We start from the raw sequence: 11,342 nt of genomic DNA on the forward strand, positions 1-11,342 counted from the left end.
TTCCCGCATAAGCGCCATGAACCCAGTCGGCGCACCACCGGCTTCCGTCGAGGCGTGGCAGGCCTTCATCGCTCCCGGCGATGTATTTCGTCACCCGAGCGAGGTGCTGGCCCATCCTGGGCTGACCCAAGGGGATAAGCGAGCGATCCTTGCGTCCTGGGCGTCGGATGCATGCGCCGTCGAGAATGCTCCGGGCCTGCGCTGCCTTGTCGGAAGCAGGGCTGAACCGGTATCGGTCGATGCCGTGCTCGATGCACTAGGCGAACTCGACCGCAGAACCGCTCCGCTGACGGCCGCCGCTCAGTCAAGGCAGGCCAGGCCGCGCCGCCTACGTCGTCTTACGGACCTACACCGGTACGTTCGTCAGGGACGGCATGACGACGACGACGATCCGCCGCCGTGTCCCGTGATGGCGATGCCACGTCCCAAGACGCCACCGAACGCCTCGCTCGCTGCCGCCATCCCCGCCTAGCGATGGGCACCGCTCCCTGGCGTCGCTAGCGTCTTCGAGCAGTCGGACGGCCCGACGCTCCACTTCCCGGCGGCGTCGGGCCGTCTTTCGTTTTTCCAAAAGGTGGGCGGCGCAATCACCGGAGCCGCTCGGTTCAGGCCCTGGAATGGCCACGACAGGCTGAGGTCCCCGTCGCCTGTGAGGCAATACGTACCTCTTGGCGGCGAACCGGCCCGCTCACCTTCAAGGGGCCATCGGCACCGTAGGCGAGTAACCCCGCCTACGGTGCCGATGGCCGTATCCTTCAGATCTTCACGAGGTTCAGGGTGGCGAGCGTCCCGAAGGGCAGCCCGGCCAGGGGACCGCCGACGTCGAGCGTCCCGAGGTCGATGGGGAAGAAGCCCGCGGTCTCGATCAGGTCGCGGACCGCACCCTTCGCGGCCACGTCGTCGCCCGAGTAGAACAGGACGCGCTTGCCGCCCGCCGTCTCGGGCTCGGGGAGCACGTTGACGTCGAGGTGGTTGAACGCCTTGACCACGCGGGCACCCGGGACGAACTCGCTGAACACCGCGCTCGAATGGCGGCTGCCGAGGTCGATGGCCTTGATGCCGTAGGCGGCGAGCGGGTTGCTCGCCTCGTTGCGGTCCGGGGAATCGGTGGCGAGGAACTCGACCGCATTGGTGCCGTCGATGACGATGCGGCCGTTCCACGCCGGCAGGCCGTGCAGGGCTGCCTGGATGTGGACCCACGGCACGGCCACAAGCACGATATCCGCGCCCGCGGCCTCGGCGATGGTCCCGGCCTTCGCGTGTGGTCCGATCTCCCGGACCAGGCCGGCGAGGGACTCGGGACCGCGGCTGTTCGAGAGGATGACGTCGAGGCCCTTCGCGGCGAAGGCCCGGGCCGCGTTCGAACCGAGGGCGCCCGAACCGATGATGCCGATACTCATGGACTTGTTTCCCGTGTGGATGCGGGGCTGGGAATGAGGTTTCCTCGGCGCCCCGAAGGCCGAGAACCCGCCGTGATCGGTCGAGTGGGACGACGAATGTGCTTGTATGTCGTCGTCGCTACGACAGATTTGGGTAAAACCTCACCAGACGAGGGGGATCGTGAACTTGCCCAGTCGCGCGACCTCGGCGGCGATGTCGGCGACCGTGACCCCGGACAATTCGTTCTCCATCGACTTGCGCGCACGATCCAGGGCCGGCCGAAGCGCCTCCTGGATATTGCCCCCGACGGCGCAGTTCGCGCAGGGCGCCGTCCGGTGTAGAGTGAACAGCTCGGTGTCCTCGACCGCTTCGTAGACGTCGATGAGGCGGATCGCGGCGGCGTCCTTGGCGAGCAGCGCGCCCCCACCAGCCCCCAACTGGGACTTGGTCAGGCCGGCCTCGTTCAGGCGCGAGAGCAACCCGCGGATGACGACCGCCCCGGTGTTGGCGGAATAGGCGAGATCCTCGGAGCGCATCGGCTTGCCGTCACTGACGGCGAGCGCTGCGAGCACGTGGACGGCGACGACGAAGCGGGAACTGGTGGGCATCGGATCGTGTGAACCGTTGGTGTGTCGCCATCGGTATTACACACTTTCGACGACGTCAACTGCTTCCTGGCTGAAAACCTGGTTCGGGCATCGCCTCAGCCGCTCGATCATCCAGCGGCCGGCGGGGCCTGGCGGGTCGGACGTCCGGTAGACAGCGGACATCGGAAGCGAGAGGCCGCCTTCCGGAATGTCCTCGATGGACAGGATCACCAGGCGGCCCTCGTCGATGTCCTGGCGCACGATGTGAAGCGGCATGCCTCCCCAGCCCAGACCGCTGAGGAGGAAGGCGTGCTTGGCGAACAGGTCCCCCAGCCGCCAGGTCGACGGCGACATCACGCCGAACTCGCGTCCGGCCGAGAGGTCGGATCGGTCCGTCAGGACGAGTTGCACGTGCTCAGCCAATACGACCTTCGGAATGAGTCCGCGATGCGCCGCAAGCGGATGGTCCGCGGCAGCGACCATGACGAAGTCCACGCTGGTGATGCGCTCGGCCGTGAGGCCGGCGGGCAAGGTCGGCAACGAGCCCACCAAGCCGAAGCTCGCACGCCCGTCCATGACCGGCTGGACGGTGGCGCCGAGGGCCTCGACGTAGAGGCGCAGCGGCGTCGCGGAGAAGCTCTCCCGAAACTCCCGGGCGACCTTGGCGAAGGCGGTGATGGGGAAGAACACGTCGATGACGGCAGTGAGCTCGGGCTCCAGCCCGCCGGCGATGCCCTTGGCCCGTGCCTTCAGGCCGTTGACGCCGGCGACGATGGCCCGGGCGTCGGCGAGGAGCACGGCTCCCTCGGTCGTCAGGCGCGGATAGCGGGCGCTCCGGTCGAACAGCACGACCCCGAGCTGCGCCTCTAGGTTGGCCATGGTCTCGCTGACCGCGGATTGCGTCCGCCGAAGCTTCCGAGCCGCCGCGGAGAAGCTGCCCTCGTCGACCGCGGCCTGAAAGATCCGCAATTGATCCAGGGACAATCCGTCGAGCATGGCTGAGGCGATCCATCGGAAAGACCGATGGATAACATCGAAACATACTGAGTGCCATTGCCTCCGAGGCCGTGGGATGTGTCCGATGGAACGCGGACGCGTCCCAGGAGACGTGGCATGGATACGAACAAGATCGCCCTGGTGACGGGAAGCGGCCGCGGCCTCGGACGGAACACGGCGCTGGCCCTCGCACGCTCCGGCGTTGACATCGTGGTCACCTACCGGAGCGACGGTGACAGTGCGGCGGCCGTCGTCCGCGAGATCGAGGAGCTCGGCCGGAAGGTCATCGTCCTCCGCCTCGATACGGCGGACGTCTCGTCCTTTCCGGCCGTCGTCGACCAGTTGCGGAAGGGCCTTCGGGAGACCTGGTCTCGCGAGACCATCGATTTCCTCGTCAACAACGCCGGCATCGGCATCGCCGCGCCGTTCGCCGAGACCAGCGAGGAGATGTTCGACCGGCTGATGGCGGTCCATCTGAAGGGGGTCTTCTTCCTCACCCAGGCCCTGCTTCCGGTCATCGTCGACGGTGGCCGCATCGTGAACCTGTCAACCGGGCTGACCCGCTTCTCGCTACCGGGCTACGCCGCCTACGCGGCGATGAAGGGCGGGGTCGAGACGCTGACCCGCTACCTGGCCAAGGAGCTCGGACAGCGACGGATCACGGTCAACGCCATCGCACCCGGCGCCATCGAGACCGACTTCGCCGGCGGCGTCGTGCGCGACAACGGCGGGCTCAACAAGCTGATCGCTGGTCAGACCGCGCTGGGACGCGTCGGCCTCCCCGACGACATCGGCCCCGCCATCGCGGTCCTGCTCTCGGACGCCAACCGCTGGGTCAACGGACAGCGTATCGAGGTCTCGGGTGGGATGTTTCTGTGATGGTGCAAGCCGAAAAAGGCATGCTCGTCGACGAGCATCCATCGATCTGCCCGATAGGTAGCATCGCAACAGAATGGCTACCTCGATGTCGAGAGGGTCCATTGAATCCACATGTCCGAACGGGGCTGCGGCGGCTTCCAGCCAATAGGCCCGATGCTGTCCATCAACCGCCCGCAGACCCACGCCATGACCACGATCCTGCACATCGATTCCAGCATCCTCGGCGCCCATTCGGTCATCCGCGGGTTCACCGCCGACGTCATCGTCATCGGCGCGCCGATGTACAACTTCGCGGTCCCGTCCCAACTCATGGCTTGGATCGACCGGGTCTGCGTCGCCGGCAAGACCGTCCGGGACGGTCCGAACGGTCCTGAAGGTCTCGTGAAGGGCAAGACGGTCTACGTGGGCTCGACCCGGGGCGGCGTCTGCACGGGCGACAGCCCAATTGCCGGCCTCGACCATCAAGAGAGCGACCTGCGCGTCGCGCTCGGGGTCATCGGCCTGACCGACGTCACCATCGTGCGGGTCGAGGGCCTCGCGAAGGGCAGGGAAACGAAGGACCATGCCGTCGCGGGGGCCAAGGCGCAGGGCGCCGCGCTCGCGGCCTGAACCCATCGACCACCAACTGATCGAGGGGCCGACGGTAGTGCCGGCACCGGATGACCGCGGATCGGCCCAACCGATCCCGATGAGGACAGGACCATGGAAATCGGTATCGACAGCTTCGCGGCCACCATCCCGGACCCGGTGACGGGACGGACGGTCCCGCCGGCGGACCGGCTGGAGGCGCTGCTGGCCGAGGTGGAGACGGCCGACCGCGTCGGCCTCGACGTCTTCGGAATCGGCGAGCATCACCGTCCGGAATTCCTGGATGCCGCCCCCACCGTCATCCTGGCGGCCGCGGCGGCCCGCACCAAGCGCATCCGGTTGGCCAGCGCCGTCACGGTGCTGAGCGCCGCCGATCCGGTGCGGGTCTTCCAGGAGTTCGCCACCGTCGACCTCATCGCCAAGGGGCGCGCCGAGATCGTGGTCGGGCGGGGCTCGTTCGGCGAGGCCTACCCGCTCTTCGGCTTCGCCATGCAGGACTACGACGCCCTGTTCGCCGAGAAGCTCGACCTGCTCCTCAAGCTGCGCGACGAGGTCAACGTGACCTGGAGCGGTCGCTTTCGGGCGCCCCTGAACGGCCAGGGCGTGTACCCGCGGCCGCATCAGCCGCGGATCCCGATCTGGCTCGGCGTCGGAGGCACGCCGGCCTCCTTCGCCCGCGCCGGCACACTGGGCCTGCCGCCGATGGTGGCCATCATCGGGGGCAGCTTCGAGCGTTTCCGGCCCCTCGTCGACCTTTACCGCGAGGCCGGTCTCAGGGCCGGGCACGCACCCGCCACGCTCCGTGTCGGCGTCCACGCCATGGGATTCGTCGCAGACACGGATGGAGCCGCCCGCGACGCATTCTTCCCCGGCTGGGCCCATATGTTCACCGAAATCGGTCGCGAGCGCGGATGGACCCGCGTCACCCGGCCCCAGTTCGACGCGATGTGCGGTCCCGGGGGCGCCTTCCTGATCGGTTCGCCCGAGACCGTCCGCGACAAGGTCCTGGCGGCGAACGAGGCGCTGGGCGGACTTTCGCGCATCACATTCCAGATGAGCTCGGCCATGCTGGAGACCGAGGCGATGCAGCGTTCGATCGCGCTGCTCGGCACCGAGGTGTCGCCGGCCGTCAAGACCGCTTTGGGGGCGCCAAGCCGGGGGTGAGTTGATCGGCGGCGTATGGCGCACAGGCGGGATCGAGAGCGTGCCGTCCGACGGCACGCTCCGTCGACCGCCCTCGGTCTTCCGGGACCGGATCACCGCCGACGAGGGTCTCCTCAAGGCCGAGCGGGACGCTGCCACCTTTACGTCTCGCTGGCCTGCCCGTGGGCGCACCGCACCCTCATCACGCGCAGCCTCGAGGGACTCGCGCCGATGGTCGGCCTGTCCGTCGTGCATTGGCTGATGGGCGAGGACGGCTGGACCTTCGCACCGGGCCCCGGGGTCGTTCCCGACACGGTCAACGGCGTGGCGGCGCTGCATCAACTCTACACCCTGGCCGACCCGGACTGCACCACGCGCGTGACCGTGCCGGTACTATGGGACAAGGCGATCGGTCGGATCGTCTCGAACGAATCCGCCGAGATCTTGCGGATATTCAATTCGGCCTTCGACGGGCTCGGGGCGGCCGCGGGCGACTACTATCCGGAGGCGCATCGCGCCAAGATCGATGTCGTCAACGAGCGCGTCGACGCCAGCCTGAATAACGGGGTCTACCGGGCCGGCTTCGCGACGACGTAAGCTGCCTACCAGACCGCCGCCAACGGGGCCCTCGACACCCTTGGCTGGCTTGAGGAGCGCTTGCGCGAACGGCGCTTCCTTGTCGGCGACGCGATCACCGAGGCCTACACCCGCGACCTCTACCAGCACCCGGCGATCCGCCCGACGGTCGATCTCGGGCACATCAAGGGGCACGACTACGGCGGCCATCCATGGTGGAACCCGAGCCGCGTCGTCCCTGTCGGACCCGCCCTCGACTTCGATGCCCCGTCGAGACGGGATCGTTTTCCGCTTTGACCGATACGGCCCGCTCGTCCTGCGTCCACCATCCATCGCCGAGACCGATGGGACGCATCGAAACAGATAGGCTTCCGAACGAAGCGGTCATCGCCGAAGAAGGGGCCGCTGGAGCGGTTCCCGATCCGGTACCGACCCGTACCCAGGGCGACCAGCGTCGCCCCATCCGGAGAACGATTTTGAAAACCCGTCTCATCCCGACCGTCGCGCTGACCCTCGCCCTGGCCGCCCCAGCCCTGGCGCAGACGGCGCCGACGCGCGACTCCGCCCAAATCCAGGCCGGCACCTACGCCGTCGACGCCAGCCACACCCAGGTGGGTTGGACCGTCTCGCATATGGGCTTTTCCAACTACCACGGCGGCTTCTCGGACGTGTCGGGCTCCCTGACCCTCGATCCGAAGAACCCGGCCCAGTCGAAGCTTTCCATCAAGATCCCGGTCGCGTCGGTCTCGACCACCAGCGACAAGCTCACCGGCGAGCTCAAGGGCGAACAGTGGCTCGACGGCGCCAAGTTCCCGGAGATGACCTTCGTGTCGACGAAGGTCGAACCACAGGGCAAGGATAAGGCGAAGATTCTGGGTAACCTCACCCTTCACGGCGTCACGAAGCCCGTCACGCTGGACGTCACCCTGGTCGGCGCCGGCGCAAACCCGATGAGCAAGAAGTACACGGTCGGCTTCGACGCGACCGGCACGATCAAGCGCTCCGAGTTCGGCGTGAAGACCTACGTGCCGCTGATCGGCGACGACCTGCACCTCACCATCGCGGGCGCCTTCGAGCGTCAAGACTGAGATCCCGGTCCTGAATAAGGAAGGCGGTCATGGCGAAAGATACGCAGCGCTATTCCCGCGTGGCGATCCTGCTGCACTGGGTCAGCGCGCTCTGCGTGGTCGCGCTGCTTGGGATGGGCCTGCTGATGGTGCATGGCGACCTGGCGCCGATGCGCCGGTTTCAATTGTACCAGTGGCACAAGTCGGTGGGCATCACCGTCCTCCTGCTGACCATCCTACGTCTCGCCTGGCGCCTCAAACAGAAGCCGCCGCCCCATCCGGACGGCATGCCGGCGCGCGAGCGCCGGATGGCCTCCGCGGCCCATCACGCGCAGTACGGGTTGCTGGTGGGTCTGCCGCTCGCCGGATGGGCTGTCGTCTCGCTCTCGCCCTTCAACATCCCGACGGTGTTATTCGGCCAGATCCCCTGGCCGCACCTGCCCCTCTCCGAACTCGTCGACGCCGCAGCCGGCGAGGCCGTGATGAAACGCGTCCACGCCTATGGCGCATGGTTCCTCGGCCTGCTCGTCCTGCTGCACGTGGCGGCGGCGCTACGCCATCACTGGATCCTTCGCGACGACGTTCGGCGTCGCATGTCGCCGGCCCTGCGCGGGGCGAGTAGCCCATCCCTCACGAGATCATCGTCATGAACGTCCGTCACCTCGCCATTCTGATGGCCCTCCAGGCAGTCCCGTCCCACGGGTTCGCCGCCGAGTGGCAGGTCGATCCCGCGAAAAGCGCGATCAGGTTTTCGGGGGTGCAGGTCGGGGTGCCGTTCACCGGGGGATTCCAGCGCTTCGAGGCGGCGGTGAGCTTCGATCCCGCCAAGCCAGAGACCGGCCGCGCCACCGTGCTGGTCGACCTGACCTCGGCCCGGACCGGCGACGTCCAGCGCGACGAGGCGCTGCCGCAGAAGGACTGGTTCGACGTGAAGGCCGAGGCGAAGGCCCGCTTCGAGGCGACCCGTTTCGTCGACATGGGCGAGGGCCGCTACGAGGCGGTTGGCACCCTGACCATCCGGGGCAAGGCAAAGCCCGTCACGCTGCCGTTCCGCCTCAGCCTCGACGGGGACAAGGCCCACGCGGTCGGGCATCTCGACCTCGTCCGCACCGAGTTCGGCGTCGGACAGGGCCCATGGGCGTCGGCGCAGTGGGTCGCCTTGGATGTGGGCGTCGACGTGGACTTAGTGGCTTCGATCAAGCCGGGTACGTGACCGATGCGGACGGCCTGTCTTAATGGGCCCCGGCATTGTGGAATTGATACCGCCAGCCACTTCAAAGACTGCTGCCGCGCGGCCTTGCCATCCCAACGGTCCGGGGTTGGATGGATCTCCGACCCCGTGGAGGGGGCGTGAAACAGGCACGACGAAGCGTCTGACCGAGGAACTGGCGCCAAAAGGGTCCCTGCCGGCGCAGGTCACTCAAGGCGATGACGGAACGCCGGCTCCCCGAGCGCAATCTGTGCGTTGTAGGCATCCGCAGGAGGACATCGTGAGCGACGACATAGACACCCATCATCGAGCGGCACCCCGATGAACAAGTTCATCTACTACCTGGTCACCCTGTGCGAGTCCGTACTCGGGGTCTTCGGCGTGCCAAGCTTCTACGATCAGCCACGGTACACCGTCGTCGAGCGTCTCGACCGTGGTGTCGAAGTCAGGGCCTACGAGCCTCGCCTCGCCGTCGAGACTGACGGGCGTGGGCTTGGAGACGGCGAGGCGTTCGGGCGACTTTTTCGATACATCACCGGCGCCAACCAGCGCGGCGACCGCATCGCCATGACCGCACCCGTCGAGACTGGTGGGCAGCGCATCGCGATGACGGTTCCGGTCGAGCAGGGCACGGGGGGCGTCATGCGGTTCTTCCTACCGCACGACGTTGCCAAGGCCGGTGCCCCGGAACCAACAGAGACAGGCGTTCGTCTCGTCAACGTTCCAGCCGAGACGATTGCCGCCCTTCGCTTTTCAGGCTCGATCACACCCGAGGCTCGTGCCGAACAGGAACGTATCCTGACCGAGGTCCTGGCAGCGGGCGATAGAAAGACCACCGCTCCCCCTGTCTTCATGGGCTACGACCCGCCCTTCGCGATTCCGTTTCTTCGTCGGAACGAGGTGGCCGTGCGCCTGGCCGCCCCCTGACCGGCCCGCGCGTCCGTCGCCCGATCTGGACCAACCTGCGCGCGGGTCGGCCTCCTACCGACACGTCGCTTCCAGTTGTTCGTACAACGTGCTCAGGCCATTGAGATCGACATCTTCCGAGATGGCTTCATGCCACCGGTCGAGCATCCGAAATCTGAATCGTTGACCTTTTACGATCTCCCGCATCGCATCACCGTCGATAGAGATTTTGCCCTCCGCCTGCATCGCTTCGGACGGGAAGACCGGGGTCGATGCGGGGCCGTCATCGACCCGGTATTGGTAATTGAAAATCGACTTCTTCGGCATTCCGGTCAGGTTGATACGACCTCGGGTGACCTGGACCCGGGACGGGGTCTTTGGCGTCAGGACGCACGACCCGTCATCGGGGCCTGTGCTCGATTTTCTGAGATCCCAATTGCCCTCACTGGAGATGGTCGTGCCCACCCCCTGTGCCGCGGCAATTTCGGTGACGAGACAAGCGAGGCCCGCGAGTATCAGCAGCTTCACGTCGGTTCTCCAATCCTTCCTGATCGACCCTCGACGGCGCCGCTGGTTCCGTGTGGCTTAGGTGTGCATCGTATCCGCACCCAAGCGCGTTTGTTTGTCTTCAATCGATCGGTGGAGGGCATTGCCTCGCCGCAAGCCGGAGATGAACCATGAGCGACCGCTATCCCTCGATGACGGCGCTGCTCGGCCTGCTCGCACTGGCCGGGTATCAGAACCGTGACAAGCTTGCTGAAATGCTCGGCGGAGCCAGGCAGACCTCACCGGCGCCGTCGGGACCGGGAGCCGCGCCCGGCAGCACGGGCGGCGGACTAGGCGGACTGCTCGGTGGCTTGCTGGGCAATCAGCAAAACACGGCCCCCGGCGGTTTCCTCAACAACGGACTGGGTGAGATGCTGGAGCGCTTCCAGCAGGCCGGTCACGGGTCCGCCGCGCAATCCTGGATCAACCAGGGTCCGAACCAGGAGATCGCACCGCAGAGCCTGGAGCAGGCCATCGGACCCGACGTGATTGCGACCCTGACGCAGCGCACCGGGCTGTCCCGCGAGGAGCTTCTTTCCCGGCTATCCAAGGAGCTTCCGCAGGCTGTCGACCGCTACACGCCGGACGGCCGGATGCCGGCTTAGATGTCGAAGCTATGAAGGTTGTTCACCCGAGGCGGGGGTGAGAGGCTGGGGTTGCGAAGCCAACCAACTCTGACCGAGTGCCTCGGATGAACACCCACCAGCATGCCCGTATGGCGGTTCATGGTCGAGCCCTTCCGGTGAACCGGATCCTGGTCGACGGCTGGTGTGAATCGGCTTCGAAACCAAACCCTAGCTGAAACTCAGCTAAAGTCTGGGTTCGGCGACCGTAGATAAGATTTTTGGCGGGGTTACGATCGGCGTCGATCGTGACCCTGCTTCTGAAGAATTTTTGACTGTTTTCGTAGCCACTTAACCGACGTCGCGGGCGGGGGTACATTTCAACGCCGATACACACCGGCGGCTTTCGCGAGCGTCAGGCCGTATACGATCGCATGGGAGGCTGCCTCGTCCTCGGTCTCTCGATGGTCGTGCCGATGAGAACGTCGCGAAGGGCTGCGAGTGGGGATGAGATGGGCTTCGCCATGGGCCGGCTCCGATCGATGCGCGATCCCTTGTTCGTCCAATCGCGACCAGGTGGTCTTGATCCGCCTCAAACACCTAGCCCCACCACAAGATGTCCAAGTGTGACCAGCGGTTGTGCGGCATCCATCGAATATCAAAAGTGATGGAAGCAGTATCCATCGGCGGTTATCGATGAGCAGAGCGCAATGTTGGCTGAAGAGATTACTGCTCGTTGAGGCATTGATTGCGTGGCGGCCTTGAACGCATTGGTTGCAGAGATCATTTCGAGGGCCTGATATCGCCAGCGCTAAAGGGGGTGAACGATGACGAACCCCGTCGCCCCGATCGCGTCCGATCCCGGCGGCGACGGCACGCCGACCGTCGAGGAACTCCGGGG

At 66.3% G+C, this 11,342-nt stretch carries 15 protein-coding genes; 11 read left to right on the forward strand and 4 right to left on the reverse strand.

All coding sequences use genetic code 11. The annotated features are described in order from the left end of the window. Positions 1-755: 755 nt before the first annotated feature. The 3 genes from K2X24_RS05710 to K2X24_RS05720 all read right to left on the reverse strand — a co-directional run bounded on the left by K2X24_RS05710 (position 756) and on the right by K2X24_RS05720 (position 2,963). Positions 756-1,400 (reverse strand): NAD(P)-binding domain-containing protein, encoded by a 645-nt coding sequence (locus K2X24_RS05710; RefSeq protein ID WP_292495539.1) that lies wholly within the window; start codon positions 1,398-1,400, stop codon positions 756-758. Between the two features lie 141 nt (positions 1,401-1,541). After that, entirely contained in the window at positions 1,542-1,988 is a 447-nt protein-coding gene (locus tag K2X24_RS05715) for an Rrf2 family transcriptional regulator (RefSeq protein ID WP_292495541.1), read from the reverse strand. A gap of 36 nt (positions 1,989-2,024) precedes the next feature. After that, positions 2,025-2,963, reverse strand: coding sequence for a LysR family transcriptional regulator (locus tag K2X24_RS05720; RefSeq protein WP_292495543.1), 939 nt, complete (start codon positions 2,961-2,963; stop codon positions 2,025-2,027). Between the two features lie 117 nt (positions 2,964-3,080). Here K2X24_RS05720 and K2X24_RS05725 point away from each other — a divergent pair, with 117 nt between their 5' ends. From K2X24_RS05725 to K2X24_RS05760, 9 genes are all read left to right on the forward strand, one after another. Next, the gene (locus K2X24_RS05725) at positions 3,081-3,842 is read left to right on the forward strand and encodes an SDR family oxidoreductase (protein ID WP_292495544.1); all 762 of its coding nucleotides are present in this window, start codon (positions 3,081-3,083) and stop codon (positions 3,840-3,842) included. Between the two features lie 111 nt (positions 3,843-3,953). Then, positions 3,954-4,451: an NAD(P)H-dependent oxidoreductase gene (locus tag K2X24_RS05730; RefSeq protein WP_292495546.1), complete on the forward strand. Its 498-nt coding sequence runs from the start codon at positions 3,954-3,956 to the stop codon at positions 4,449-4,451. A gap of 93 nt (positions 4,452-4,544) precedes the next feature. Next, the gene (locus tag K2X24_RS05735; RefSeq protein ID WP_292495548.1) at positions 4,545-5,594 is read left to right on the forward strand and encodes an LLM class flavin-dependent oxidoreductase; all 1,050 of its coding nucleotides are present in this window, start codon (positions 4,545-4,547) and stop codon (positions 5,592-5,594) included. Positions 5,595-5,804: 210 nt separating this feature from the next. Beyond that, positions 5,805-6,170, forward strand: a complete 366-nt coding sequence (locus K2X24_RS24355) for a hypothetical protein (RefSeq protein WP_366934446.1) — start codon at positions 5,805-5,807, stop codon at positions 6,168-6,170. Positions 6,171-6,230: 60 nt separating this feature from the next. Further along, complete coding sequence (locus tag K2X24_RS24360; RefSeq protein ID WP_366934447.1) at positions 6,231-6,446, forward strand: hypothetical protein; 216 nt, start codon at positions 6,231-6,233, stop codon at positions 6,444-6,446. 179 nt (positions 6,447-6,625) lie between these two features. Beyond that, positions 6,626-7,237, forward strand: coding sequence for a YceI family protein (locus tag K2X24_RS05745; RefSeq protein ID WP_292495565.1), 612 nt, complete (start codon positions 6,626-6,628; stop codon positions 7,235-7,237). A 29-nt stretch (positions 7,238-7,266) separates the two neighbouring features. After that, the gene (locus K2X24_RS05750; protein WP_292495551.1) at positions 7,267-7,866 is read left to right on the forward strand and encodes a cytochrome b; all 600 of its coding nucleotides are present in this window, start codon (positions 7,267-7,269) and stop codon (positions 7,864-7,866) included. Beyond that, positions 7,863-8,429 carry a YceI family protein gene (locus K2X24_RS05755; RefSeq protein WP_292495553.1) on the forward strand — a complete coding sequence of 189 codons (567 nt, stop codon included), beginning with the start codon at positions 7,863-7,865 and terminating at the stop codon, positions 8,427-8,429. The genes K2X24_RS05750 and K2X24_RS05755 overlap by 4 nt, the downstream gene beginning before the upstream one ends. Positions 8,430-8,747: 318 nt before the next feature. Further along, entirely contained in the window at positions 8,748-9,353 is a 606-nt protein-coding gene (locus K2X24_RS05760) for a heme-binding protein (protein WP_292495555.1), read from the forward strand. Positions 9,354-9,407: 54 nt separating this feature from the next. Here the strand turns inward: K2X24_RS05760 and K2X24_RS05765 are convergent, their stop codons facing one another. Next, entirely contained in the window at positions 9,408-9,860 is a 453-nt protein-coding gene (locus tag K2X24_RS05765; protein WP_292495558.1) for a hypothetical protein, read from the reverse strand. A gap of 149 nt (positions 9,861-10,009) precedes the next feature. Between K2X24_RS05765 and K2X24_RS05770 the strand changes: the two genes are divergently transcribed. Beyond that, positions 10,010-10,483, forward strand: a complete 474-nt coding sequence (locus K2X24_RS05770) for a YidB family protein (protein WP_292495561.1) — start codon at positions 10,010-10,012, stop codon at positions 10,481-10,483. 86 nt (positions 10,484-10,569) lie between these two features. Beyond that, positions 10,570-10,680: a leucine zipper domain-containing protein gene (locus K2X24_RS24365; RefSeq protein ID WP_366934448.1), complete on the forward strand. Its 111-nt coding sequence runs from the start codon at positions 10,570-10,572 to the stop codon at positions 10,678-10,680. The last annotated feature ends 662 nt before the right edge of the window (positions 10,681-11,342 follow it).

This window comes from Methylobacterium sp., assembly GCF_019750675.1.
Taxonomy (GTDB): domain Bacteria; phylum Pseudomonadota; class Alphaproteobacteria; order Rhizobiales; family Beijerinckiaceae; genus Methylobacterium.

Excerpts from the sequence above, each read along its gene's own strand:
- K2X24_RS05715 (WP_292495541.1), bottom strand. The coding sequence starts at position 1,988 with ATGCCCACCAGTTCCCGCTTCGTCGTCGCCGTCCACGTGCTCGCAGCG.
- K2X24_RS05760 (WP_292495555.1), top strand. The coding sequence starts at position 8,748 with ATGAACAAGTTCATCTACTACCTGGTCACCCTGTGCGAGTCCGTACTC.
- K2X24_RS05720 (WP_292495543.1), bottom strand. The coding sequence starts at position 2,963 with ATGCTCGACGGATTGTCCCTGGATCAATTGCGGATCTTTCAGGCCGCG.
- K2X24_RS05730 (WP_292495546.1), top strand. The coding sequence starts at position 3,954 with ATGTCCGAACGGGGCTGCGGCGGCTTCCAGCCAATAGGCCCGATGCTG.
- K2X24_RS05750 (WP_292495551.1), top strand. The coding sequence starts at position 7,267 with ATGGCGAAAGATACGCAGCGCTATTCCCGCGTGGCGATCCTGCTGCAC.
- K2X24_RS05725 (WP_292495544.1), top strand. The coding sequence starts at position 3,081 with ATGGATACGAACAAGATCGCCCTGGTGACGGGAAGCGGCCGCGGCCTC.
- K2X24_RS05710 (WP_292495539.1), bottom strand. The coding sequence starts at position 1,400 with ATGAGTATCGGCATCATCGGTTCGGGCGCCCTCGGTTCGAACGCGGCC.
- K2X24_RS05770 (WP_292495561.1), top strand. The coding sequence starts at position 10,010 with ATGAGCGACCGCTATCCCTCGATGACGGCGCTGCTCGGCCTGCTCGCA.
- K2X24_RS05735 (WP_292495548.1), top strand. The coding sequence starts at position 4,545 with ATGGAAATCGGTATCGACAGCTTCGCGGCCACCATCCCGGACCCGGTG.
- K2X24_RS05755 (WP_292495553.1), top strand. The coding sequence starts at position 7,863 with ATGAACGTCCGTCACCTCGCCATTCTGATGGCCCTCCAGGCAGTCCCG.
- K2X24_RS24355 (WP_366934446.1), top strand. The coding sequence starts at position 5,805 with ATGGTCGGCCTGTCCGTCGTGCATTGGCTGATGGGCGAGGACGGCTGG.
- K2X24_RS24365 (WP_366934448.1), top strand. The coding sequence starts at position 10,570 with ATGAACACCCACCAGCATGCCCGTATGGCGGTTCATGGTCGAGCCCTT.